Genomic DNA, 25661 nt, shown 5'->3' with positions numbered 1-25661 from the left:
TCACGCCTTTCCTGTGCTTCCGTGTCCGCCCCGGTCCGCATTGCCAAGTTCCCCGGTCTCTTCAAAAACCAGAGCCGGCTGATGCTCCATGATCCGGAACTGGCAGATCCGGTCGTTCACATGAATCTCTGTGTCCCGCAGGGCGTAGGCCGCCATGAACCACTGGTCATTGTCCCCGCAGTAGGTTTCGTCAATGATTCCCATATGATTGGTCTGAATAATACCGTAATTCTTGTAGGTACTGCTTCGGGGCACCACATGGGCCTCGTATCCCTTTGGCAGCTCCATGGCTACTCCCAGGGGGATCAGCTTAAATTCCCCTGCCTTCATCTGAATCTCTTCCGCACAGCGCAGATCGATCCAGTCGGACTTTCCTCCGATATAGGCAAGCTTTTCTATCTTGTCGGTAAAATATTTGATCTTAATGGTCTCTGTCATTCTTCTCCGGTCTCCTCCAGTCCTTTTTTCAGAAGGGCCAGAGCCGCCTCCACGGTACTCTCCCGGACCGCTGCCCGATCGCCCTCAAAATGATGTTCCTCCACATACATCTGTCCCCGGACAGACACGGCGATATACACCAGGCCCACGGGCTTCTCCTCAGTTCCGCCGTCGGGGCCGGCAATGCCTGTGGTGGCGATGGCCGCGTCCGCTCCGCTGGCCAGGATCGCTCCCTTGGCCATCTCCTTGGCGGTCTTTTCACTGACTGCGCCCAGAGTCTTCAGAGTCTCTTTCTTCACGTTCAGGATCTTCCGTTTCGCTTTGTTGGAATAGGTAATGAACCCCTGCTTGAATACCTCGGATACGCCGGGCACATCCACCAGACGGGCAGCCACCAGGCCGCCGGTGCAGGACTCTGCCGTGGTAACCGTCAGTTCATCCTCCGCAAGAAGCTTCACAACGCTCTCTGCCAGTGTCATTGTCTTTGTTTCCTGAACTTCTCCCATAATCTCAGATATCTCCTTCCAGAAGTATGCCTTTATTTTTCATCAGGTAATCTATCAGTGAAACCACGGTCAGGATCAGGGCGATCCAGGTAACCACAGTCTCAATCATGGTGAATACGCCTCCCAGATTCAGAATCAGAAGAATGATCATCAGCATCTGGAAGGTGGTCTTGAACTTGCCCCAGTAGCTGGCCGCGATGACCACGCCGTTATCGGAGGCAATAAGCCGGAAACCGCTGATGATAAACTCTCTGGAAATAATCACAATAACCATCCAGGCTGCCAGCCGGTTCATCTCCACCAGGCAGATCATGGCAGAGCAGACTAAAAGCTTGTCAGCCAGAGGATCCATGAACTTTCCGAAATTCGTCACCAGATTATACTTCCGGGCGATCTTGCCGTCCAGAAGGTCCGTCAGGCTGGCCACGATAAAAATGGCCACGGAAATGTATTTTGCGTAAGCTCCGCCCAGGTCTGTCAGCATAAATACCACAAAAAACGGAATCATCAGTACACGGGCTACGGTTAATTTATTTGGTAAATTCATTCTGTCAACTCTCCTATCAAATCGTATTCTGCGGCTCCGGTCACGCGGACCTTCGCGAAATCGCCGCTCATCATGGTTTCCTCCGTATTCAGGAACAGGTATCCGTCCACGCCGGGGGCATCCTTGTAGGTGCGGGCCACATAGGCATTCTCATCGGCCACCTTTCCCTCCACCATGACCTCCAGCTCCCGGCCGGTCATGGCCTCGGCCTTGTCGAAGGCAATGTCCTGCTGCAGCTCCATCAGCTCCGCCCTCCGATCTTCCTTCACTTCCTCCGGAATCTGATCGGGCATACCCGCTGCGGGAGTATCCTCCTCCGGGGAATAGGTAAAGACACCCAGACGATCGAACTCACAGTCATCCACAAAGCGCATCAGCTCCTCATGATCCTCCTGGGTCTCTCCCGGGAAGCCTGTAATCAGAGTGGTTCTCAGGCAGATATCCGGGATCTCCTCCCGGAGATGGCCGATGATCCGGCGCAGATCCTCCTGGGTGGTCCGGCGTCCCATGCGCTTCAGGATCCGGTCAGAGGCATGCTGGATGGGAAGATCCAGGTAATGGCAGATCTTCGGTTCCTCCTTGATGGTCTGAATCAGCTCTTCGGTAATCTCCTCCGGATAGCAGTACAGCACCCGGATCCAGCGGATGCCGGAGATCTGCGCCAGCTTCTTCAAAAGCTCCGGAAGCTTCTTTTCCCCATACAGGTCTTTGCCGTAAACGGTGGTCTCCTGGGCCACCAGGATCAGTTCTTTGACGCCCTTCTCCGCCAGGTCCTCCGCTTCCTTCAGGAGCTGTTCCATGGGAACGCTCCGGTAATTGCCCCGGACCTTGGGAATGATGCAGTAGGTACAGTGCTTGTCACATCCCTCCGCGATCTTCAGGTAGGCGTAATGGCCGCCTGTAGTCAGGCTCCGCCCCGTGGTCTGCTCCGGCACCAGCCGGTCCACATCCTCAAAATGCAGCTCCTTCTGACCCTCCAGCACCTTCTCCACCGTCTCCACGATGGCGTCGTAGGTGGTGGTTCCCAGCACCGCGTCCACCTCGGGAATCTCGTCCACAATCTCCTTCTGGTAACGCTGAGCCAGGCAGCCTGTGACTACCAGAGCCTTGCAGCCGCCGCTTTTGCGGTACTCTGCCATTTCCAGAATCGTGTTGACGCTTTCTTCCTTGGCGTCGTTGATAAAACAGCAGGTATTGATTACGATTACATCCGCCTCGGTCTCGTCGTCCGTGAACTGGAAGCCCTTCTTTTCCAGCAGGCCCAGCATCACTTCCGAATCCACCAGATTCTTATCACAGCCAAGTGATACAAACAAAATCTTCATATATTTTTCTCTTTCTTTTTATTATAAACTACTTTATTTTTCTCCGCAATCAGGCTATCAAAATTTTACAGTTCCTTTACATTGACAAAACTTATGCTTCTGCCTTTGCCTGTTTCCGGGGCAGCTGGGCCAGCACGATGGCTGCGAACATCAAAACGCACCCTAAGGTCTCCCGGCCGCTTAAGCTCTGGCGAAGCAGAATCAGGCCCGCCAGCACGGAAATCACGGACTCCAGGCTCATGATCAGAGATGCCACCGTGGGGTTCAGCCCCTTCTGGCCCACGATCTGCAGGGTATACCCCACGCCGCTGGACAGGATGCCCGCATAGAGAATGGGCTGCCATGCAGCCAGGATATCGACGACGGCCGGCTGCTCCCAGATGAACATGCCCACACCGGACAGGATGCCGCACACAAAGAACTGGATACAGGCCATCTTAACGCAGTCCACCTTCGGCGCGAAATGATCCACCAGCATGATCTGTACTGAAAAGAAAATAGCACAGATAAATACCAGCACATCTCCCTGTTTCAGATAGAGGGTCTCTGTAATACAGAGGAAATACAGTCCCGCCACCGCCAGGGCCACGCCCAGCCACACATTCAGGCCGCAGCGTCGGCCGAAAAGCAGGCCCGCCACCGGCACAATGATGATATAAAAGGCAGTAATAAAGCCGGCCTTTCCCACGGTAGTGTACAGGATCCCGAACTGTTGGAAGAGGCTGGCCACACACAGGGCTGTTCCGCAAAGACAGCCGCCCAGAATCAGGGTTTTCTTCTCCTTCTTTTCTTCCTCCTCCGTCCGGTTCCGGGTCATTTTTGCCTGATCTGCCCGCTGGGTCAGCAGGATATAGGGAATCAGCACCAGGCCTCCGATGACGGAACGCACACAAAGAAAGGTAAAGGGGCCCACATAGTCCATTCCCACGCTCTGGGCCACAAAGGCCACGCCCCAGATAGTCGCTGTCAAAAGCAGAAGCAGGGAATTTCTTATCTGATATTTATTCATGCCAGCATTTCTCCTACCAGCTTATTTACCAGACCGCCGTCCGCCTTACCCTTTACCCTGGGCATCAGTTCCTTCATGATCTTGCCTTTATCCTTTCCGGTGGGGTTCTCGAGCCCCAGACCTGTGATCACTTCCTGAATTACTGCTTTGATGGCGTCCTCGTTCATCTCCTCCGGCGCGAACTCAGAGAGCACTGCCAGACGGGCCTTACACTGTTCGATGATATCAGTACGGTCCGCGGGAGCCAGATCCATGGTCTCCTTAGTCTGCTTGATCTCCTTCTTTACCACCTCAAACTCCTCCTCGGGAGTCAGATCAGCCCGCTTGTCGATGGCCTTATTCTTCAGGGCTGCCAGAAGCATGGACAGGGTCTCTTTCCGTTCCTTGTCCTTATTCTTCATGGCGGTTACCATTTCTGCGCGGATTTCATCGATTTTACTCATGTTCTTTTCCTCCTTATTCTGCTTCCTGGCTGCACAGGATATTCCTGCCGTCTGTGATACAGGTGACAGTTCCCTCTGAGGTAAGATAAGTCTCTGTCCTCAGCTTTTGCAGCATTTTTATTACTTTATCCGAGGGTGGTTCCTCTTCCGAACAGGTAATCACCGCAATCTCCGGCGATACCGCTTCGAGAAACTCCCGGGAATTTTTCTCTTTTCGCCCGTGATGGGGCACTTTCAATACCTGGGCCGCAAGCTCCGCCTCCGGATCCTCCAGAAGCTCTGTCAGACGCTCCTCCTCGCAGTCTCCCGCAAAAAGAAAGGCCGTGTCCCCGCAGATGACCCGCAGTACCAGGGAAAAGTCGTTATCCGGCTCCTTGTAGCTTTCCTGCTCGGGCGGCCAGATCTCACACCGGCTTTCTCCAAAGGAAAACTCCTGCTTTTCCCGGATCCGATCCGGCGTCATACCCTGCTGCTCCAGGGCCTGTCGATATTCCTCCGACTGGCGGCTCCCGGAATCATAATCGGGCTGTAACACCCGCTCCACCTGCACCGCATCCAGGATTTTATCAGCTCCGCCCACATGATCCTTATCAAAATGAGTGATGACCAGTGCGTCCAGCCTCTGAATCTGCTGTTTTTCCAGATAATCCAGAATCACCCGGCAGCTGTCATCATAGCCGGTGTCAATAAGCATGGCCTGACCCGCGGATTCCAGCAACATGGCGTCTCCCTTTCCCACATCAAAGAAGGTCACCTTCAACTTCTGTTCCGCATTGTCCCAGTCCTGATTCCCGGTTCCGGAAGAACCTCCGGGCATGCAGCCCGACAGGGCCATGCTCAGGAATATAATCAGCAGATTCCGGCTCAGGATCCGCCGAAGTCCCCCTCCTGCTGTCGCGTGTTTTCTCATCCTGTTATCCTACTTGTTCTGCTTATTCTGCTTATCCTACTTTCCCTTCAGCCGCTTATCGGACTTCACGGAAAGCCGGGTTCCCACGCTCTGGAAGATCTGCACCAGCACGATGAGCAGCACCACCGCAATGAGCATCACCAGATATTTATACCGGTAATAGCCGTAATTGATGGCGATCTTACCCAGGCCTCCTCCTCCGATGATACCGCTCATGGCGGAATATCCCAGAATGGTGGTAATGGCGATGGTGAAGTTTGAAATCAGGGATGGTACGCTCTCTGGAATCAGCACCTTCATGATAATCTGGAAGGGTGACGCACCCATACTTTGGGCCATCTCGATGATATTCGGATTTACCTCCCGGAGGCTTCCCTCCACCAGACGGGCCACGAATGGGAAAGCCGCGATAACCAGAGGCACGATGGATGCCACCGTACCTACCGCAGTTCCCACAATAAGTCTGGTCAGCGGAAATACCATGATCATCAGAATCAGGAAGGGAACGGAACGAAGCAGGTTGATAATCACATTCAGCACATGCATGACGCCCTTGGGCAGAGGCCGCACGCCATCCTTCTCGCCTACCACCAGCAGGACGCCAAGGGGCAGACCAATGATGACCGCAAAGGCCGTGGCCAGAATGGTCACATAGACGGTCTCCCAGCAGGCCAGCGGGATCTCCGTCTGCAGGATCCGCAGGGTCTCTTCTATGGTTTCCGGGGAAAATAATTTATCGAACATCGCCTGTTACCTCCTCTACCAGTACATCCGGAATGCTGCTTAAGTACTGAATGGCCCGTTTTACCACGCCGTCGTCATCGGGCAGTCCCAACAGCATATTGCCGTAAGCCTTATCCCCGATACTCTTGGTGGACGCGCCCAGGATGCTGGCCGTAATCTGCTCTTCCATGGCCATCTTCGCAATCAGCGGTTCTCTGGAAGCCACTGCGCCGCTGAATACCACGCGGATCCGACGCTCCCCGGGAACCTCCTCCAGGATCTCATCGGCACCGTCCGGGAATACCAGACGCTTGGCCGCCCCAGACTTGGGGCTGGAGAACACTTCGCTCACGACGCCCTCTTCCACCACAGAGCCGGAATCCAGAATGGCCACCCGGCTGCAGATCTCCTCCACCACGCTCATCTGATGGGTGATGATGATGACCGTGATACCGAGACGCCGGTTAATATCCCGGATCAGCTCCAGGATCGCATGGGTGGTCTTCGGATCCAGCGCGCTGGTGGCCTCGTCGCAAAGCAATACTTTGGGATCCGTGGCCAGGGCTCTCGCAATGGCGATTCGCTGCTGCTGTCCGCCGGAGAGCTGGGCCGGATAGGCATTGGCCTTATCGGGAAGTCCTACCACGTCCAGAAGCTCCAGTGCCCGCTTTTTTGCCTTTTCCTTCTCCATTCCTGCCAATTCCAGCGGAAAGCAGATATTTTTCAGGCAGGTCCGCTGCATCAGCAGATTGAAGCCCTGGAAAATCATGGTCACGTCCCGGCGCACCGCCCGAAGCTCCTTATCCGTCAGCTTCGCGATGTCCTGGCCGTCAATGAATACCTGCCCCCTGGTGGGCCGTTCCAGCATATTGATGCAACGTACCAGTGTACTTTTTCCCGCGCCGCTCATACCGATGATACCGTAGATATCGCCGTCCTGAATGTTCAGATTCACATCCCGGAGCGCTTCCACGGTTCCGTCTGCGGTCTGGAATTCTTTGGTCAAATTCTTAATTTCAATCATAAAACCCTCCGTCCGGAATCTCCGTGTAAAATTCAAGTAAGCTTCAAATAAGGTTCAAATCTCAAGTTTCAAATAAGATCCGAAAGGCCGACAGTCTGCTTGTCACAGGCTGTCGGCTATTCCTTTTATCAAAATTACTCTATATTATAGCACTATTTTGTAATCGCGTCCAGACTTGTCTGCTTGCCGCCGTACAGTCCCATGGGCTCCACGTGGATAGCTGCCACGGATACGATGTGGGTACCGTTCTGCTCGTTGAAATCATCCAGGTAGGGCTTGTGCTGGAAGTAATTGGCGTCTACCTCTCCGCTGTCTACCACGTTGTTCGGCTGTACATAGTCGGTGAACTCCATGATGTCCAGGGTGATGTCCTTCTCAGCCAGAATATCCTTTGCCACTTTCAGGATGTCTGCATGGGGCGCCGGAGATGCTGCTACTGTGATGGTGGTTCCTGCCAGTGTATCGTAATCTACACTTGCGTCAAAGCCGTCTGTGGGGTTGTCCACGGTGCTGACTACGGCTCCGTCATACTCTTCGGTAATGTAGTCTGCTACAGCCTGGCTCTCCAGGGCTGCCTTCAGGGCTTTGATCTTGTCTGTGTCCTCATTGCCTTCCTTTACAGCCAGGATGTTACTGTAGGCGGAAGAGGATCCTTCCATGGTCAGCGCGTCTGCTGTGGGGTTCAGGCCTGCGTCGATGGCGTAGTTGGAATTGATAATGGCGTAGTCCACATCCTTCAGTACGTTCGGTACCTGAGCTGCCTCCACCTCTTTGAAGGTGATGTCGTAGGGATTCTCAGAGATATCCGCTACGGTGGCGGTGATGCCTGCGCCGTCCTTCAGCTTAATGTAACCGTTTTCTTCCAGAAGAAGAAGGGCTCTCGCCTCGTTGGTGGTATCGTTCGGTACGGCGATGGTGATACCCTTGCTGCTTCCGCCGCAAGCGGTCAGGGACGCTACGGTTACCACGCCAAGTGCCAGTGCCGCAAGTTTCTTTGTCAGCTTTCTCATAATAAACTCCTCCTTAATTTTCACGTTACCTGTATTTCCTATTGGTTAAGTAGGATTATAGAGGTTCCGTTTTTATTTGTCAAGCGGTTTTCGCTTATTTTTTCTATCATAACGGACTTTTTCCGTATTTGCAAGAAATATATACTGTTATCTTTCTCCTGCCTTCCGTGCCTGCAGCCGGAAAATCGGGGTTGGATTGTAAAAGGGACTGTCTTCGCTTGCGTATATGCGGCGGTAAACTTCACTGTCCACGTTCATGTCCACACAACCCAGGTTCTTCAACACTTCCACGTCCCAGGCCGGCCGACGCATGGCGCTGATGGAAAGCTGATCTTTAATTTTATCACATTCCTCAAGCTGACCACAGCTCAACCGACGGTGGGCATGATCCGCAGACAAGCTTTCCATTTCCTCGGTGAATTCCTCTTTGCCATAGTCGCCGTCGAAGTTCAGCAGGACGCCGCCGGGCTTCAATACCCGCAGCCACTCCCCGTAAGCCTCCGCCGGGTGGGGCAGAGTCCAGGTCAGGTTCCGGGATACGATTACGTCGAAGGTGCCCTCCGGAAAATCCGGATGCTCCGCGTCCATCACTTCAAAGTCTGCCTCCACACCGCGCTCCCTGGCGATCTGTTTCGCTTTTTCAATCATGGCCGGAGTCAGGTCGATACCGGTCACCTGATGACCCAGCTTTGCCAGCAGCACGGAGAAGAAGCCACAGCCGGTTCCCACATCCAGGATCCGTAAGCCTTCTCCCTCCGGCAGTCCTTTCTCCAGCTCCTTAAGCCAGAGCCCGGCCATTTCACTGTTTAACTCTTCCTCACGAAGACGGGCGAAGTCTTCACTTCGCCCGGTCCAGTAGGAAGAAATCTCTTTCTTTATCTCTTCCATCGTTATATTACCGCCTTACTTTATTTTACTGCCTTAATCATAAACATCGGTGTGGATGCGTAATTTACTTTCTCTGTATCGCTCCAGACTCTCTGCCATACCTTTTCATCGGAACAGACGCTCTGGAAGCCCAGGCCCTTTAAGACCTGCATGTCCCAGGCCGGACGAACCACCGGACTTAAGGGAACCTTCCTGGCAATGGCCTCCATCTCATCAATATCCGTACCGATATAATGATCCTCCATGGCCTGCTCTTCCACGTGTTTCCGGTCTTCCTCGTACTCCCGACGCTTCTCTGCGTCAAAGAGATGGCCGTACCAGTTGGCGTCGAAATTCAGGAGCTGTCCGCCGGGTTTCAGCACCCGTTTCCACTCCTTGTAGGCCTCGTCCGGGTTCTCCAGATTCCAGGTCAGGTTCCGGGATACGGCCACATCGAACTGGTTGTCCGGAAGCTCCAGCTTCTGGGCGTCCATGCGCATCCAGCGGATCTTATCCGCGTAGCGTCCCGCGTTTTCCTTCGCCTTGCAGAGCATCTCCTCTGTGTAATCCACGGCTGTCACCTGATAGCCTGCCTTCGCCAGAATAATGGCGAAGAAGCCCGGGCCGGTTCCGATGTCCAACACCTGAATGTTCTTCGGATCCCGATGAGGAAATTCCGCTTCCAGCGCTTTCAGCCACCGGTTCTTCTGATCGGTCGCCAGCTCCTCCTGATTTACCTGTGAATACCCTTCCGCTCTGTTTGTCCAGTACTCTTCAATTCGTTCCAGCATCTGTCCCATGTTGTCTCTCTCCCGTACCCCGCGCAGCCTTGTTTTCCCGTTTTAGCCGCGCTTTCTTATCGATAAAAAGTATAGCATAACCCCCGGAAGAGCCACAAGCCTCCCCGGGGGATAGAGTTTCACGCTTTTTACTCAAACGTTTTCCTGTTATTTTCTTTCCTTTTTATCCGAGAACGGAATCCACCAGCATCTGCGTATAGGCTTCCTTCGGGCAGAAAATCACTTCATCCGGCGTGCCTTCCTCGATGATTTTTCCCTGATACATGACCAGAAGCCTGTCACAGAAATCCTGCACCAGAGCCAGATTATGACAGATAAAGATGCAGGAAATGCCTGTATCCACGCGAAGCCTTCCAAGCAGCTCCATGATTTTTTTCTGCACCGTCACATCCAGGGCAGAAGTGGACTCATCACAGATCAGAACCTCCGGTTCCACCGCCAGGGCTCTGGCGATAGCCGCCCGCTGACACTGGCCTCCGCTGACCTCATGGGGGTAGCGGCCCGCGAACTCTCCCGGAAGCCCGCACTGTTTCAGCAGTTCCCGTACCCGCAGTTCTGCTTCTCTCCGGCTTTTTCCCGTATTCCGAAGGCTTTCTCCGATCCCGTCCCCCAGGGTCTTCCGCGGGTCAAAGGAGCTGACCGGATCCTGAAATACCATCTGGATATGACGGTACGCAGAACAAAGCTCCGCTCCCCGCGCCTTTGTAATATCCTGTCCGCACAGCTCCACCGTTCCTTCCGTCGGCTCCTGCAGGCGGCAGAGAAGCTTTGCCAGGGTGCTTTTCCCGCAGCCGGATTCTCCGATGATTCCCAGGGTCTCACCTTTTTTCAATTGAAAACTCACATGATCCACGGCGGCGAACGCTTTCTTTCCCCGTACCATAAAAATCTTTGTCAGGTTTTCTGTTTTCAAAACCGTCTCGCTCATCCGGGATTCCTCCGAAGTCTCGGAACTGCCGCCAGCAGTTCCTTTGTATAGGATGCTTCCGGCTCGGTCAGTACCTTCTCTGCCGCACCGTATTCCACGACTCTGCCTTCCTTTAAAACCAGTATCCGGTCCGCCATGGCCCGCACCACGCCGATATCATGGGTCACCAGAATCTCTGCTGTTCCGAACTCCTCCCGCAGCCGTTTCATTTCCTGCACCACCTGCTTCTGAACTGCCACATCCAGGGCGCTGGTGGGCTCGTCTGCCAGTAAAAGGGGTGGCTCCATCAGCATGGCAAGTACGATGCCCACCCGCTGGTTCATACCGCCGGACAGCTCGAAGGGATAGCTGTTCCAGACCCGCTCCCCATTCTGAAAATGTAGCTTTTCGAAAAGCCCCATAGCCTTTTGAAACGCCTCCTGTCTGGAAATCTTCTGATGTGCCGACATACTTTCGTGAATCTGTTCTCCGATGGTACGAATGGGGCTTAAGGAAGCGCCTGCATCCTGAAAAATCATACTAATCCCGGCACCCCGGATGGTCCTAAGCTCCTTTTCTTTCATTTCACAGAGATTTCTGCCCTGAAAGAGAATCTGTCCCTCCGTCACCCTTCCACCATTTTCCAGAATCCCCATGGCCGCCTTCAGAATCGTGCTTTTTCCGCTTCCGGACTCTCCCACGATGCCCAGGCTCTCCCCGGGCTTCAGGGAAAAGTTCACCTGATGGACCACTGTATTTTTATGGAAAGCAACGCTTACATTCTGAAAGGTTAATAATTCACACATCACTCATTTACCGGAGCCAGATCCACCGTAATTTCATAGAAATCGCAGGGATGGGCCACAAGTCCTGTCACGCCTGCCTTGGAAATCATGCTCATTTTCAGATGAGAGCAGAAAACAAAAGCATTATCATCCAGAATGGTCTGCTGCATCTCCACCGCCAGTTCGCTACGGCGCTCGGTGTCAAAGGTTCCGGCCATCTCTGCCTCCAGAGCCTCCAGCTTGTCAGAATGATAGTGGCCGTTGTTGACTGCAGAGCTGTCCAGGCAATGGGTCGTAAAGAAGTATTCCGGATCTCCGGTGGGCGCTGTGACCATGGCGCTGGCATAGACGTCCCAGGCAGAGGAATCCTTGCGGATGCTGTTGTGATCGGCTGTGCTGTTGATGGATACGTCGATTCCGATGTCCTTCAGGGTCGCCTGTACGGACTCAGCCAGAAGGGGCAGCTCCTGACGGCTGGGATAGGTGAGCCAGCGGATGGCCAGCTTTGTACCGTCTTTCTCCCGAATGCCGTCTCCGTCCGTATCTGTCCAGCCTGCGTCCTCCAGTACCTGCTTTGCTCCCTCCGGATCATAATTTTCCGTATGAACCGCGTCGCCGCCGAAGCTGAAGTTATCCGGATACACGCCGATAGCCGCATAGCCGTTGCCATCCAGCAGGGTATTCACAAAGCTTTCCTTATCGATACCCATGGCAATGGCTTTCCGTACTGCTGCGTCCTGGATAATCGGGCTTTCAAAATTCATATGCGCAAAGAACGCACGGGAAGTGGCGCAGCTGGAGAAGGTATAATTGTCATTCTGGAACAGGGGATAGCTGGCATAGGGCATGCCGTAAGCCGCATCGATCTCACCGGACTGCAATGCCATGGTCAGGGTATCTCCGTCGGAAATGGTGCGGACGGTAATGGTATCAAAACCCGGGGTGCCGTTCCAGTAGGTATCATTTTTCTCCAGCTCCAGGCGCTCGCCGGAAACCAGTGAAACCACCTTATAGGGGCCGGTGCCGGATACGACGCCATCGTCTGTGATGCCTGCTTCCATATCGATGATACAACCGTAAGGGTCAGACAGATAATTCAGCAGCGTCGGCCTTGGCTCTGTGGTTTTGATAGTCAGAGTCTGACCGTCTGCTGTAATGGAATCGATCAGCAGATCGCCTTTGGCCCGCTCATGTACCGCCACCAGATGCTCCAGACACTCTTTCACCGCCTCTGCGTCCAGTTTGCGTCCACTGGAAAAGGTGACGTCATCCCGAAGCTGAATCACCCAGGTCAGCTCGTCCGGATTCTCGTAGCTTTCCGCCAGCCAGGGCTCGATTTCCATGGAATCGGAGTAATGGAACAGGGTCTCTCCGATGCCGTAACGGATACAGGCCCAGCCTGCGTAGGTATTGTGGGGATTCACATCGGCTTCCTCGTTTTCCGGATTGAAGGTGGTATCGCCGAAGACGAAGGAGGTCTTGCCTGCGGTATCCTCTGTACTGTTTTTATCGGTATTGCTGCTGTTTTCTTTTGCCTTGTTCCCGCCGCAGCCTGTCAGGCTTCCTGCTGCCATCATCAGTGCCAGTACAATCGCCGCGCTCTTTTTCCATGTCTTCATCTTATTCTGTTCCTTTCTGAATTATATTTTTTATCTATCTATTATCTTTTTCCACTGTGCGGATCGAGATAATCCCGTACCGCGTCTCCCAGCAGATTAAAAACCACAACCGTAATAAAAATCGCGACACCGGGGCCAAGTACCACCCAGGGGTAAGTCTGCAGCATACTCCGGCCGCCGCTCATCATGTTACCCAGCTCTGCCGTGGGCGGCTGCGCGCCCAGGCCTAAGAAGGACAGTCCGGCCAGTTCCATCAGCATGGTTCCGATATCCAGCATGGAGGTCACCAGCACCGGTCCCAGAATATTCGGTAAAATATGCTTTCCGATCATTTTCACCGGCCCCGAACCGGAAAGCCGCACTGCCGCAATATAGTTACTGCTCTTCACCGTCAGCGTCTGGCTCCGGGCAATCCGGGCATATTTGGGCCAACTGATCAGCGCCAGGGCCAACACCGCATTGCCGATGCCGCCATTTAAAAGAGCCGCTATGGCCATGGCAAACACCAGTCCCGGAAAAGCCAGACAGACGTCGGAAATCCGCATCAGTACTGCGTCCGGCGCGCCGCCCAGGTAACCAGCCAACACGCCTGCCACGGTTCCTGCCACGGTAATCACCGCCACCAGGGTCAGCGTCGCCAGCAGACTGGTCCGGAGTCCCACCAGAATTCTGGAAAACATATCCCTGCCGAACCGATCGGTTCCCGCCAGATGAACGCCGCCCGGCGCCTGGAGAGACGCACTCATATCCTGGGCGTTGGGATCAAAGGGGGTAAGCCTGTCCGCAAACACCGCCGCCAGCAGAAGTCCCAACGCCAGCAGGGAAAAGAAAATCAGTCTGCCGCGGATCCGCTTTTTTTCCGGCGTACTCATACTTCCATCCCTCCCAGTCGGATTCTCGGATCCAAAAGTCGGTAGGAAAGATCCGTAATCAGATTAATACCCACATAAATGATCGCCATCCACATGACATAGGCCTGTATCATGGGATAATCCCGCATGCTGATGGCGTCTACCGCCAGTTTTCCGACGCCGTCCCAGAGGAAGATGGATTCTACAATGGCTGTGCCGCCCAGCAGGCTTCCTATGGAGAGTGTCAGCAGTGTGATAATCGTAACCAGCGAAGCTTTCAATACACTTCTTACTAATGTTACAGAAAACCGCACGCCTCTGGCCCTGGCTCCTGTCACATAGCTCTTTCCCAGTTCATCCAGCACCGTAGCCCGTACCTGCCGGAGATACTTGGCCGACATGGCAATCGCCAGAGTAAGGGCCGGAAGGGCCACACTCTTCGCGCCGACGCCGTCTGAAATCACCGGGAACCAACCAAGCCGTATGGAGAAAAAGAACATCAGCAGCAGCGCCACAAAGAAATTCGGCATGCTGTTGCCGATAAAACTGCAAAAGCGGATCAGGTAATCGGTAAAGCGGTTCTGCTTCACTGCCGCCAGCACGCCCAACGGAATCGATATCACAATGGTCAGTCCGATGGATACTGCTGTCAGAAGCAGGGTGGCCGGAAGCTTCGACAGGAAGGTGGGAAATACCTCTTTCCCGGAAATATAGCTGGTCCCCATATCGCCGTGAAGCAGATTTTTCAACCACACAAAATACTGGGTCAGAAAGGGCTTATCCAGTCCCAGCTCCGCCCTGGCCTTGTCGATGACCTCCTGGGACACCACCATGCCGGTATTCTCCATCTTCTGCAGGACGGCGTCGCTGCCCGCCAGCCGCATCATGCCAAAGGACAAAAACGTGATAACCAGCAAAATGGGGATTAGCTGCAAAAGTCTTTTTAAGACATAGTTTCTCATGTATTACAATCCTTTCCACAACAAAAATGCCCGAAAATCTAAACATCGGATTTCGGACATTTTTATTCTCTGATAAAATTGTAAGGCAGGAGTGGTTTTTTCACAAGCCCCCGGCGGGGTTGTTCTGTATTCCTGTTTTTCCTGTATTTTCATTCCTTTTTGGAATTTTCCAGTTTTTTCTTTACATATGCGATAAATTCTTTCTCCAGTTCGCCCAGCTGTTCCTCGTTTCTACTGACACAGCCGAACAGTACCTCATTTTCTTTTCCCTCCAGCAGGATTCCCTCTGTACCGCTGTAGGTTCCATCCAGGCTTTCACTGCTCAGATTCCAGAGATCAGAATGCTCCAGCAGATGGCGGAGCAGCGATCCGCTGTTCGTGGTCACAGACGTCTGCGGCGATTCCAGGGAAATACCCTCTATGGCTCCCAGACGCAGCACATCCTCCGGACGCACCTCTGTCTGGCTTCCCTGAACCAGGCGGAGTTCTCCGTCCGCCGGCGGAAATTGCCCTACCTTATTTCCTCCGTAAAGCATCAACTGAATCCGTTTCAGGGGCTCAAACTGCAGCTGGTACTTCCGCATCAGGAACCGGGCAGAGGCGCTCTGTTCCTTCAACAGATAAATGAAGCCCAGATCGTCCTGTCCTTTCTGTACCCGCTCGATGACGTCCCGGACATTTCCCTCGAAGTATTCATAATAATCGTCTTTCTGAAAAGCACGCTCATAAAACTCCGTAAATGCCGCTTCCATCCAGGAGGACGGATTCACCGATACCTTCAGACTGCGCACCGGACTTTTTCCGGCCAGCTGCTCGATCTGTTCCATGGTATCCAGCACGTTGACCGCATAGTTATAAAGCTCCTGTCCCCGGGCTGTCAACCGGATTCCCCTTCCTGTCCGTTCAAAAAGTTCTGTCTGAAGCTCATGCTCCATGGCGTGAATGGTCTTGCTGACCGAGGACTGGGTGGTGTATAAAAGTTCTGCCGCTGCTGTAAAGGAGCCTGCCTCCACGCAGGTTACGAAGCAGCGGAGCTGTCGGATTTCCATGGTTTGATTTCCTTTCCTGTTCTATCTGATCTGTCCCCTATCAGTTCAGTAAAATAGAATCCTGCTCTGCAGGATTCTCCGCCTGCGGCGGGTCGCTTTAGCGACATCATTCCATTCCGCCGCAGTGCGATCCCCCGGAGGGGCTTTTTGCTCTATAGGAATCATACCTTTCACGCTTTAACGTAACACGGTGTTTCCTATAGAGCCAAAAAGAACCGTGCTTTCCGAACACGATTCTCTTTGTGTTTTTTTGAATAGAATGTTTATAATCGGGATGATTCAAGCTTAACAAATCTTCCGGCTTCCTGCAAGCCCCGGCGGGGGTTCTTTCCGCCCTTTCAGCTATCTCCTTTTTTCTATGCACACGCATTCCTTTTGGGAATAATCACATCATTCTGCAGCTGACAGATCTGTCCGTACAGACTTTCCAGACAATGCTGGGTCAGCGTATCGCTCACTGCTCCCCGGGCCATGACTTCTCCCTCCTTCAGGATCAGTACCTGATCGCAGAACCATTTCACATGATTGGGATCGTGGGTACAGGCCAGAATCAGCTTTCCCTTTGCTGCCAATGTCCGCAGAATCTCAAAGACCTTCATCTGATTTTTGAAATCCAGGGCCGAGGTGGGCTCGTCCAGAATCAGCACCGGCGTATCCTGGGCCAGGGCCCGGGCCATCAGAACCAGCTGCCTCTGCCCTCCGGACAACTGGGTATAAGGTCTGTCAGACAGCTCGGTGATCCCGATTTCTTCCATGGCTCTCCAGGCCATTTCCCGGTCTTCCCCTTTCGGCCCCCGGATTCCACCCAGATAAGGTGTCCGCCCCATCAGAACCACTTCCTCCACCGTAAACGGAAAAGACAGTCTGTGTTCCTGGGGAACGCAGGCGAGCAGACGGCTTCGTTCCTGACAGCTCATTCTGTTCACCGCCCGGTTCTGTACCAGGATGCTGCCCCTTTCCGGTTTCAGAATACCGGAACAGCACTTTAACAGCGTGCTCTTTCCGGAACCGTTTGGCCCGAAGATTCCGTAGACTCCGGCTCCCCGGAAGTCCGCCCGGATCCCCTTCAATATTTTCTTTTTCTCATAGGAAAATTCCACATCCTGTATGCAGAATTCCACTTTTCTATCTTCTGCTTTCATTCAAAATATACCTTCCTGTTCTGCCTGAGCAGATAAATCAGATAGGGCGCTCCCAGAATAGAGGTCACAATACTCACCGGAAGCTCCCCCATCATCAGAGTGCGGGCCAGCGTATCGCAGAGTACCAGAAAGGTTCCTCCCAGCAAAGCGGAAAAAGGAATCATATACCGGTGATCCGGTCCAATCAGCATCCGGGCTCCATGGGGAATCATCAGGCCCACCCAGGAAATAATTCCGGCTTCTGCCACACAGGACGCCGTCAGAAACGTGGCGGAAGCAATCAGAAGCAGTTTCAGCCTCCCCGCATGAATTCCCAGAGTCCGGCACTCCTGTTCCCCCATGGCCAGCACATTCAGCTTCCAGCCATAGCCGCACGTAAGGATCAGGCCCAGAACCGCGATCACGGTCAAGCGCAGGGCTCCCTTCCACTCTGAGGTATAAAAACCGCCCATGGTCCAGAAGGTAATCTCCCGCAGTTTGCTGTCAGAAGCCGCCACCTTCAGAAAGTTCAGAAGCGCCGTAAACACGGAGGATATAATCATGCCGGACAGAATCAGCCGTACTACCGGTATCTCCTCTTTTTCAAATGCAAAGCCATAGGCCAGTGCCATGGCCAGCATGGCAAACAGGAAAGCCGCCGCCCCTTTGGAAATAAAGGTCCAGGAAAATACGATGCAGGCCGCGGCACCAAAGGCAGCCCCGGAGGATACGCCCAGCACATAGGGTTCCACCAGAGGATTGCGGAAGATTCCCTGAAACACGGCTCCCGACACACTGAGCAGAACCCCCGTCATCGCTGCCGTCAGTACTCTGGGAAGCCGGATCTTCCAGACAATGGTATCCACATTGGAATCCGGATAAACCATTCCCCTCAGATGCGCCCCTATTACCTGTCCTATCTCCTGTACCCGGACCGGATAGTTTCCGAAGTGAACCGACAGAATCATCATGAGTAAAAACACCATCATGCCGGCCAGTAGACAGATCCTTTTTCGTCTCATGCTTCTTCCTCCCGTTCCGGGACATTCCAGGACAGCTTCGCGTAATGGGTTAAATCCCGGTAATACCAGAGATTGCCCTGTTTCTTCAGGCGGCTTTCCAGATACCGTTCCAGTACGGGAAGTTCTGCGTCTGTTATCTTATACCTCTTCTGCATATCTTCCACTGCCGCCCGGAAAGAATCATATTCCCTGTCAAAGGACGTATCCGTAAGCATCGTGATATCCGCATAAATCCCCATATCGTACAGGATCTGATAAAGGGTATCTATCTTTCTTCCCACTTTTTCCCCGCTGTCTTTTCCAGGCTCACAGAACAGCAGCCTCCGATCCCGTTCCCAGGAGGTCTCTCCCGCGAACCAGTACAGTTCTACCTTTCCTTTGGAATGCCGGTTCATTTTCCGGACTGCCGCCCCGAAATCTTCCATATACAAAGAATAAGACGCCACGATTCTGTCATAATCCTCCAGCTCCTCTTCCGGAACCTCCTCCCAGGTATAAGGCAGAATCTTAACATCCTGCAGGTTTTCCTCCTCCAGATGCTGCCGGAGCAGCCTGCGCATTTCTCCGGAAGGTTCCACTGCCGTCACCCGACACCCAAGCCGGGCCAGAGGGAGCGCAAGCACTCCCGGGCCGCTTCCGATATCCAGTACCTTCGTCCCGGGAGCAAGGCTCATGGACTCTGCACGGGCTATCCCGTCCTTTCGGATTTTTTCTGACCGGTCATAAGCCTCTGACGCTTCCCGGCTGTCATATTGATTTCCCATGTTCCTTTAAAAGCCCCGACTGTCCATCCAGTCCAGCTGCTGGATCTCTTTGAGCCGCTGCGCTTCTTCCTCCGTCACCTGATACAGTTCTCTGTGATACTCATTCAGCCATTTTCCTACTTCTATATCCTGGAATTGTTCCGGATAAGCTGACTTGGCCGCTATCAGAAGAATCGTAGGGAACTCCAGGCGGAAGTCTCCCCACCAGGTCAGGAGGCCGATGGAAGTCACACGCCCGTTTTTCACAGCACTGACGCCCCGCAGATTCTCATAGGCCGGATCTGTATTCAGGATGTCGGGATTGGGACGCACGGAATTGGTACACAGAATCATTACCTCCGGATCCAGGGTCAGGATCTGTTCTGCGGACATGGTAGACCGGGACGGTTCCTCATAGACATTTCGGATATTCGCGTACTCGCCGGCAAACTTGGCATCTCCGAAATTATCTCCCCAGACCACGCCCACACCATCGTCATTCCGCAGTCCGATGTACATGACGGAAGGCCTGTCCTCTTCCGGAATCTCTGCGGTCCGTTCCTGCACCATCGCCACCTGCTCCTGCATATAAGCCGTGATCTCCTGAGCCCGCTCCTCTTTTCCAAATACCTGTCCAAGCACCCTGATTCCCTCATATTGCTGTTCCAGGGAAGGCTCCTCATAGCAACCCGGGCCGTTGATAACCACCAGCGGCAACCCCAGATCCTCTTCGATCTTAGAAATAGCGTCAGCTGTGATCTCGCTGTCCTTGATATACTCGCTGTTACGCAAAATCACCAGATCCGGATTGGCTCCCGCCAGGGTCTCAAAATCCACAGCATCCGTGGGATATCCGATGATAGGCAGTTCCATAATCTCCGGGAACAGATAGAGGCTGTCCCGTTCCTCCGGATCGCCTGCTTCGGTGATCAGGCCTCCGGTGGCGCAGATTCTGTCTGTAACGCCCAAAGCTCTCATGGTCTGCACAAGGAAGCCCTTATCCAGAATCGCTACCCGTTCCGGATCCTGTGGAATCTCTACTTCCTTTCCTCTCATATCGGTGATGGTTTTCGTATCCCCGCTCTCCACGGTCTCTTCGACCACTTCCGTGACTGTCTCCGGTGTTTCCTGTTTCTGTGCTCCGCAGCCTGCTATAGCGGAAATAAATACGCACAGGCTCAGGAACAATGCTGTTTTTCTCATGGTGTTCCTCCCTCTCTTTTTCAATAACTCCATTATATAAGACAGACCTTTCCACACCAAGCCCCGGAGGGGGTTCTTAGTCATCCCTCTTCTTCCTGTGATTCCATTCCTTTCCGGAATCTGTTCTCTGTGCTACCCGTTTTTGTAAATCGCCTTACTGATAAACAGCCTCATCCTCCGGATCCCACCGATACCCCAGACGCTTTGCGGTCTGCAGGGCATTCTTTGAAGTATGATCTGAACGATGCCCTTTCACGTCTGGTCTACACACGGCTCCTTTTTCCTGTATCCAAAAAGAGCAGCTCTGCCCTGGCCGAACGACGGACTGGCGTGATCTATTATATGACTGTACCTTGCCCACTTTATTACCTGCTTTATAGCTTTGATTGTTTACCGTTACCTTGAGCAGAAACCACGGATACCTCGTGGGTTCCGTTCTGCTCGATGAAATCGTCCAGATAAGGCTGGTGCTGGAAGTAGTTGACGTCTACCTCTCCGCTCTTCTCAACCACGTTGTTCGGCTGTACATAATCTGTGAACTCCTTGATATCCAGTGTCACATTCTTCTCTGCCAAGGCGTCCTCGGTAGGCTTCAGGCCACGCCGTCCTTCAGCTTCCTCCGCAGGCGGTCAGGGACGCAACCGTTACAATGCCAAGTTCAGTGCCGCCAGCTTCTTTGTCAGCTTTCTCATAATGTACTCCTCCTTGTTTTGATTACCCGTATTTCCTATTGGTCAAGTAAGACTACAGAGACTCTATACCCTTTGTCTAGTAACTTGTTTTATTTTACTGGACTTTTTCGGCATTGCAAGTAACTGTTTCTGTAATACAGGCTTTAAAAGGTTAAAACCGCTTGTAGAAGCTGCTTCGTATATTCCTGCTGCGGATGCTCCAGCACCTGTCCGGTTGCCCCTTCCTCCACAATTCTTCCCCTGTACATGACTGCTACCCGGTCGCAGAAATGACTGACCAATGCGATATCATGGGAGATAAACAGATAGGAAAGTCCCATCTGCCGCTTCAGTTCACTCAATAGTTCCATAATCTGGGCCTGTACGGAAACGTCCAGCGCGCTGGTAACCTCATCACAGATCAGCAGCTCCGGTTTAATCAGAATCGCCCGGGCAATGGTGGCTCTCTGACATTCCCCTCCGGACAGCTCTCTTCCCTTTCTCCCTGCGTAGCTGCGATCCAGATGAACCAGATCCATGGCTTCCAGCGCAAGCTTCCGGATTTCAGCCATCGATTTCCCGTTTTTCCGGTAAATCAGGCCCTCGCAGATATTGTCCACCACCGTTCTGTGTGGATTCAGGGATTTTATCGGATCCTGGAATACCATCTGCATATAATTCCCGTAAAAATGTATTGTTCCCTCGGTCGGCTTGAGAAGCCCCGCCGTCATATAGGCCACCGTACTTTTACCGCTTCCGCTCTCGCCTATCAGCCCCAGGCTTTCTCCCTTTCGCAGGCAGAAGCTCACATCCTCCACCGCGCAGATGTCTTTTCCCTTTTTTCCATACTTTTCACGGCCTCGGAAAACCTTTTTCAAATGCTCTGCTGTCAGAATATATTCCGGCATACGCTACCTCCTGCCCATTCTGGGAATTGCCTTGATTAGCTTCTGTGTATAAAGGTGCTCCGGATGATAGAGAACCTGTTCCCGGCTTCCCCATTCCACCAGTTCTCCCTTTTTCATAACCCCGACCTTATCCGCCATCGCTGCAATGACTCCCATATTATGGGATACAATTACAATCGCTGTTCCAAACTGCTTCCGAAGATCCAGCATCGTATCTATCACCTGCTTCTGCACCGTTACGTCCAGCGCGCTGGTAGGTTCATCTGCCAGCAGGAGCCTGGGCCGATTCGCAATGGCGATGGCCAACGCTACTCTCTGACACATTCCGCCTGACAATTCGAATGGATAGGAATTCAGAATCCGTTCCGGATTTTCCAGACGAAGCAATCTCATGATTTCCACGGCTTCCCTCTCCGCCTGCCCCTTTGTGATCTTTCTGTGCGCCCGCACAGTCTCATAATAGGTTTTCCCCGTCTTCCAGAGCGGATCCAGGGACAGCTCCGGATGTTGAGACAGCATCGCGAGCTCATTTCCGCAAAGCTGGCGCAGCCTGTTCCGGGGAAGGCCAAGAAGATCCGTTCCCTCATATCTTATCTGTCCGCCGGTCACCTGTCCCGGATTATCCAGAATGCCCAGAATTCCCTTCAGCATGGTGCTCTTCCCGCTTCCGCTTTCTCCCACAATCCCGATGATTTCTCCCGGCTTCACACCAAAGCTCACTCGGTGCACTACTTCCGTTTTTCCGTATGTGATCTGAAGTCCGTCTACCTCAAACATCCGTTTCCCCCCTCTCGTTCAGCGCGTCCCGGAGACTGTCACCGGTTACGTTAAACAGTATCACCGTCAGGAACAACGCCAGACTTGGAAACAGAATCAGCCAGGGAGCCGTCTGCAAAAACGCCTTTCCGTTGCTAATCATAAGTCCCCATTCTGCCATGGGAGCCTGAACTCCCAGACCCAGAAAGGACAGCCCCGCCATACTTAAAATCACATTGCTGATATCCAGAACCGCCGTCAGCAGCATGGGAGAGAGAATACCCGGCAAAATATGGCGAAACAAGATCTGCCGCTTTTTGGCCCCGCATATCCTCGCCGCCTGAATATAGGTTTCATTTTTCAGCTGAAGCACAAGGCTTCTTGCTAGTCTTGCGTAAGTGGTCCAATACATAACCACAAGGGAAAGCATCGCGTTTTTCAATCCCGGTCCCAACATTCCCGCAATCGCCACCGCCAGGATAAAGCTGGGGAAAGCCTGAAATACCACCGTGATCTTCATCAGAAGCTGATCGAGCCAGCCTCCTCCATAGCCCGCCACAATTCCGATCAGCGTACCCACTGAAAATACCACGGCCACTACGCCGAGAGCCGAATATACCGATACTGTGGCGCCCTCCAGAATACGTGAAAGCACGCAGCGTCCCAGATTGTCTGTTCCGAGTGGATATTCTGCGCATGGCGCCCGGTTTGCATCCATCAGGCTCGACTGATAGGGATCATGGGGCGCAAACCTTCTCCCGACCACTGTTAAAATCAAAAATATAAAAAGAATGCTCAACATTATGAGCGCTTTTTTCTTCTTCATGCTTCCCTCTCCTGTCCGGCCCGGACTCTCGGATCAATCCATCCATAAGACAAATCTATCAGGAAATTGATCGCCAGAAAAATCAGCGCAAGCCATACCACATACGCCTGAATGACCGGATAGTCTCTCGCCGAAATCGCATCCATGGCCATCTTTCCCAGTCCCTGCAGGGAAAAAATATTTTCTACAATGGTGGTACCTCCCAGCATTCCCGCAAAAGAAATTCCCAGCAGCGTCAAAAGCGGCAGCATACAGTTTTTCAGCACATGCCGGAACAAAATCTGCCATTCCGGCACTCCTCTGGATCTTTCTCCTGCCACATACCCTTTTGCCAGCTCGTCCAGCACGACGACTCTCACCTGCCGGATATACCAGGAGCTTAATGACAACGCCAGAACCAGTACCGGCATAATATAGCCCTTCGACCCGTTTTTTGAGGCAATCACCGGGAACCACCGAAGCTTTACACTGAAAAGATAGAGAAACAAAAGCGCAAGAAAGAAAGAAGGCAGGGAAGCCAGGAGATACGTTATAAACCGTACCGTCCTGTCCAGAAAGCTGTCCTGAAATCTGGCGCATACGATTCCCAGCGGAACGGATAAAACCGTAACCACAAGCATGGAAAAAAAAGTCAGGATCAGCGTTACGGGAAGGGCCTTCCGAAGCTCGTCCAGAACGGGTTTTCCGTTACGCAGCGATGTTCCCATATCTCCGCTGAGAATTCCCTTCAGCCAGTCTGCGTATTGTACCGGAAACGGTCTGTTCAATCCCATTTCCTCCCTGGTCTTTTCCAAAAGCTCCTCCGTGGGCGCCACGCCCGTTTTATTCAGCTGGATTTCAGCCGGATCGCTGGGTGCCAGATAAGTCAGGCAAAAGGAAAGAAAGGTAATGCCGAGGAATATCAGAATCAGCTGTCCTGTTTTATTTATACTGTATTTTATCAGACGCATGAAAACCTCCACGCCAGAAGCGGTGCAGATTTTCTGCACCGCCCCCTCTTCTTATTCTCGTTTTATCGCACCAGATCTGTATTTACATCCAGCAGATAATACTCTGACGGATGGGTATGATAGTTTACCACATTCTTAGAGTAGATATTAATCATCTTCTGATGGTTAAATACGGTCATCGCATGGTCGTCCAAAGTCATCTGTACCATCTGGCGTACCAGCTCTGTTCTCTTATCGGTATCTACCGTCTTCTCAAGCTCTGCGGCCAGAGTATCCAGTTCCGGATTGGAATAATGGGAAGAATTGGAGCTGCCTCCTGTTACGAGCATAAGGTTGATAAAGTACTGCGCATTTCCGGTAGGAGCCTGCACGCCCGTCTCGCAATCCAAATCATAATCTCCTGCGGCTACTACGTCATTCGTACTCTCCAGGACTTCCACATTCAGTTTCACACCGATAGCCGCAAGCTCAGACTGAAGAAGCTCCAGAACCTGCCCCAGCTCTTTTCGGGAAGCAAAGGTAATGCCCTTCAGCTCCAGCGCCTTTCCATCTTTATCCAGGATTCCGTCCCCATCGCTGTCCTTCCAGCCGTCGGCTGCCAGCAGGGCCGCCGCACCTTCCGGATCATACTTGTCTACGCTTAAGGTCAGTCCCTCTGTTCCTCCATAGGGAAGCATATCCGGATAAATCGCCCAGCAGGGCGTAGCCATATTGTTATAAATACCTGCAGCGATACCATCTCTATCCAGACACATTTCAATGGCCTGACGGATAACCGGGTCTGACATCAGCTCCCGATCCATGTTGTAATATAACCGGTTCGCTCTTGTGGTGGTCACAGCGTCTACTACAAAGTTCTCGTCATTTTCAAATACCGGCACGGTAGAGGTTGCCATAGCCACTCCCATATCAATCTCTCCATTCTGAAGAGCCATGGTTATGGCTTCTGTATCGCTGATGGTGATCAGATGAACCTCGTCCAGCTTCGGTTCTCCTCCCCAGTAGCCCTCATATTTTTCTACAACAGTCTCTACATAGGGCTCAAATTCCCGGATTATATAGGGTCCGGTACAGTAAAGCGTGTCCGTGTAATTGCTGTTTTCTGAATCGTATACACTCCAGAGCGGATCGCAGAGATCATTTAACAGATTTACGCTCTCATGCTGCAGATGGAAAATCAGCTTCTGACCATCTGCCTCCAGTGTGTCAATAGCGATCTGCCCCTTTGCGCGGTCATTTACTTCATAGGTCCGCTCAAAGCATTTTTTTACTGCCTCCGCAGTCATCTTCTCTCCATTCTGGAAGGTTACATCGTCCCGGAGCGTTACCGTCCAGTTGATATAATCGTCACTCTCACAGGATACTGCCAGATTCTCCGTGGGCGTAATATTTTCATCCAGCTTAAACAGGGTCTCCGTGGTTCCGTCATACATCATATACCAGGCGTCCCAGCCATTGGCCGGATCCATGGTCTCCGCCGCAAAATAGCCCATAGAGCCGATATTCATTACTTTCTTTCCGTCTTCTGCCGCTTCTGTCTGCGCAGCTGTCGTATCTTCCGCTGCTTTTTCCCCGCCGCAGGCTGTCATGCCAAGTACCATACCAGCTGCGAGTCCCAGCGCCAACAGTTTCTTCACATTCTTTTTCAACATCGCTGTCCCTCTCTTTTCTCCATTGTTTTTTGTC

At 52.8% G+C, this 25661-nt stretch carries 27 protein-coding genes and 2 pseudogenes; all 29 read right to left on the bottom strand.

The window, feature by feature from the left end; genetic code table 11:
- Positions 1-438 (bottom strand): dUTP diphosphatase, encoded by a 438-nt coding sequence (locus H8S44_RS07590; RefSeq protein ID WP_186871944.1) that lies wholly within the window; start codon positions 436-438, stop codon positions 1-3.
- A complete protein-coding gene (locus H8S44_RS07585) occupies positions 435-944 on the bottom strand; it encodes a CinA family protein (RefSeq protein ID WP_186871943.1) in 510 nt (169 codons plus the stop codon). The genes H8S44_RS07590 and H8S44_RS07585 overlap by 4 nt, the downstream gene beginning before the upstream one ends.
- 4 nt (positions 945-948) lie before the next feature.
- Positions 949-1491 (bottom strand): CDP-diacylglycerol--glycerol-3-phosphate 3-phosphatidyltransferase, encoded by a 543-nt coding sequence (gene pgsA / locus H8S44_RS07580; protein WP_186871942.1) that lies wholly within the window; start codon positions 1489-1491, stop codon positions 949-951.
- The gene (rimO, locus tag H8S44_RS07575; protein ID WP_186871941.1) at positions 1488-2816 is read right to left on the bottom strand and encodes a 30S ribosomal protein S12 methylthiotransferase RimO; all 1329 of its coding nucleotides are present in this window, start codon (positions 2814-2816) and stop codon (positions 1488-1490) included. The genes pgsA and rimO overlap by 4 nt, the downstream gene beginning before the upstream one ends.
- A 91-nt stretch (positions 2817-2907) precedes the next feature.
- The gene (locus tag H8S44_RS07570) at positions 2908-3825 is read right to left on the bottom strand and encodes a DMT family transporter (protein ID WP_186871940.1); all 918 of its coding nucleotides are present in this window, start codon (positions 3823-3825) and stop codon (positions 2908-2910) included.
- Complete coding sequence (locus H8S44_RS07565) at positions 3822-4268, bottom strand: GatB/YqeY domain-containing protein (protein WP_186871939.1); 447 nt, start codon at positions 4266-4268, stop codon at positions 3822-3824. The genes H8S44_RS07570 and H8S44_RS07565 overlap by 4 nt, the downstream gene beginning before the upstream one ends.
- Positions 4269-4281: 13 nt before the next feature.
- Positions 4282-5178 (bottom strand): ComEC/Rec2 family competence protein, encoded by an 897-nt coding sequence (locus H8S44_RS07560; protein WP_186871938.1) that lies wholly within the window; start codon positions 5176-5178, stop codon positions 4282-4284.
- Positions 5179-5214: 36 nt separating this feature from the next.
- Positions 5215-5922 (bottom strand): methionine ABC transporter permease, encoded by a 708-nt coding sequence (locus H8S44_RS07555; RefSeq protein WP_186871937.1) that lies wholly within the window; start codon positions 5920-5922, stop codon positions 5215-5217.
- Positions 5912-6925: a methionine ABC transporter ATP-binding protein gene (locus tag H8S44_RS07550; protein WP_186871936.1), complete on the bottom strand. Its 1014-nt coding sequence runs from the start codon at positions 6923-6925 to the stop codon at positions 5912-5914. Before H8S44_RS07550 ends, H8S44_RS07555 begins: the two co-directional genes overlap by 11 nt.
- A 161-nt stretch (positions 6926-7086) precedes the next feature.
- Positions 7087-7368: pseudogene (locus H8S44_RS16845) on the bottom strand (MetQ/NlpA family ABC transporter substrate-binding protein); the annotation flags it as partial.
- Between the two features lie 78 nt (positions 7369-7446).
- Positions 7447-7935, bottom strand: a pseudogene (locus H8S44_RS16840) (MetQ/NlpA family ABC transporter substrate-binding protein); the annotation flags it as partial.
- Between the two features lie 147 nt (positions 7936-8082).
- Positions 8083-8823 carry a class I SAM-dependent methyltransferase gene (locus H8S44_RS07540; protein ID WP_186871934.1) on the bottom strand — a complete coding sequence of 247 codons (741 nt, stop codon included), beginning with the start codon at positions 8821-8823 and terminating at the stop codon, positions 8083-8085.
- A gap of 20 nt (positions 8824-8843) precedes the next feature.
- Positions 8844-9602, bottom strand: coding sequence for a class I SAM-dependent methyltransferase (locus tag H8S44_RS07535; protein ID WP_186871933.1), 759 nt, complete (start codon positions 9600-9602; stop codon positions 8844-8846).
- Positions 9603-9765: 163 nt separating this feature from the next.
- Positions 9766-10530 carry an ABC transporter ATP-binding protein gene (locus H8S44_RS07530; RefSeq protein ID WP_186871932.1) on the bottom strand — a complete coding sequence of 255 codons (765 nt, stop codon included), beginning with the start codon at positions 10528-10530 and terminating at the stop codon, positions 9766-9768.
- Complete coding sequence (locus H8S44_RS07525) at positions 10527-11315, bottom strand: ABC transporter ATP-binding protein (protein ID WP_186871931.1); 789 nt, start codon at positions 11313-11315, stop codon at positions 10527-10529. Before H8S44_RS07525 ends, H8S44_RS07530 begins: the two co-directional genes overlap by 4 nt.
- Positions 11315-12913, bottom strand: coding sequence for an ABC transporter substrate-binding protein (locus H8S44_RS07520; RefSeq protein ID WP_186871930.1), 1599 nt, complete (start codon positions 12911-12913; stop codon positions 11315-11317). Before H8S44_RS07520 ends, H8S44_RS07525 begins: the two co-directional genes overlap by 1 nt.
- A gap of 41 nt (positions 12914-12954) precedes the next feature.
- Positions 12955-13785: an ABC transporter permease gene (locus tag H8S44_RS07515; RefSeq protein WP_186871929.1), complete on the bottom strand. Its 831-nt coding sequence runs from the start codon at positions 13783-13785 to the stop codon at positions 12955-12957.
- Positions 13782-14726 (bottom strand): nickel ABC transporter permease, encoded by a 945-nt coding sequence (nikB, locus tag H8S44_RS07510; protein WP_186871928.1) that lies wholly within the window; start codon positions 14724-14726, stop codon positions 13782-13784. Before nikB (H8S44_RS07510) ends, H8S44_RS07515 begins: the two co-directional genes overlap by 4 nt.
- Positions 14727-14875: 149 nt before the next feature.
- The gene (locus tag H8S44_RS07505; protein ID WP_186871927.1) at positions 14876-15775 is read right to left on the bottom strand and encodes a LysR family transcriptional regulator; all 900 of its coding nucleotides are present in this window, start codon (positions 15773-15775) and stop codon (positions 14876-14878) included.
- A 356-nt stretch (positions 15776-16131) separates the two neighbouring features.
- Positions 16132-16917, bottom strand: coding sequence for an ABC transporter ATP-binding protein (locus H8S44_RS07500; RefSeq protein WP_186871926.1), 786 nt, complete (start codon positions 16915-16917; stop codon positions 16132-16134).
- A complete protein-coding gene (locus H8S44_RS07495; protein WP_186871925.1) occupies positions 16914-17918 on the bottom strand; it encodes a FecCD family ABC transporter permease in 1005 nt (334 codons plus the stop codon). Before H8S44_RS07495 ends, H8S44_RS07500 begins: the two co-directional genes overlap by 4 nt.
- Entirely contained in the window at positions 17915-18682 is a 768-nt protein-coding gene (locus tag H8S44_RS07490; protein WP_186871924.1) for a class I SAM-dependent methyltransferase, read from the bottom strand. Before H8S44_RS07490 ends, H8S44_RS07495 begins: the two co-directional genes overlap by 4 nt.
- Positions 18683-18688: 6 nt before the next feature.
- A complete protein-coding gene (locus H8S44_RS07485) occupies positions 18689-19864 on the bottom strand; it encodes an ABC transporter substrate-binding protein (protein ID WP_186871923.1) in 1176 nt (391 codons plus the stop codon).
- A 374-nt stretch (positions 19865-20238) separates the two neighbouring features.
- Positions 20239-20460 (bottom strand): MetQ/NlpA family ABC transporter substrate-binding protein, encoded by a 222-nt coding sequence (locus H8S44_RS07480; protein ID WP_186872243.1) that lies wholly within the window; start codon positions 20458-20460, stop codon positions 20239-20241.
- Positions 20461-20699: 239 nt separating this feature from the next.
- Entirely contained in the window at positions 20700-21443 is a 744-nt protein-coding gene (locus H8S44_RS07475; protein ID WP_186871922.1) for an ABC transporter ATP-binding protein, read from the bottom strand.
- A gap of 3 nt (positions 21444-21446) precedes the next feature.
- Positions 21447-22220, bottom strand: a complete 774-nt coding sequence (locus tag H8S44_RS07470; RefSeq protein WP_186871921.1) for an ABC transporter ATP-binding protein — start codon at positions 22218-22220, stop codon at positions 21447-21449.
- Positions 22213-23025 (bottom strand): nickel transporter permease, encoded by an 813-nt coding sequence (nikC, locus tag H8S44_RS07465; RefSeq protein WP_186871920.1) that lies wholly within the window; start codon positions 23023-23025, stop codon positions 22213-22215. Before nikC ends, H8S44_RS07470 begins: the two co-directional genes overlap by 8 nt.
- Complete coding sequence (gene nikB / locus H8S44_RS07460) at positions 23022-23975, bottom strand: nickel ABC transporter permease (RefSeq protein ID WP_243167515.1); 954 nt, start codon at positions 23973-23975, stop codon at positions 23022-23024. The genes nikC and nikB (H8S44_RS07460) overlap by 4 nt, the downstream gene beginning before the upstream one ends.
- A gap of 62 nt (positions 23976-24037) precedes the next feature.
- Positions 24038-25627, bottom strand: a complete 1590-nt coding sequence (locus H8S44_RS07455; protein ID WP_186871919.1) for an ABC transporter substrate-binding protein — start codon at positions 25625-25627, stop codon at positions 24038-24040.
- Positions 25628-25661: the final 34 nt, after the last annotated feature.

The sequence above is a fragment of the Anaerosacchariphilus hominis genome, from assembly GCF_014290175.1.
Taxonomy (GTDB): Bacteria; Bacillota; Clostridia; order Lachnospirales; family Lachnospiraceae; genus Laedolimicola; species Laedolimicola hominis.
Note: the sequence above shows the minus strand (reverse complement) of the source record. Positions and strands in the feature narration are given on the sequence as shown.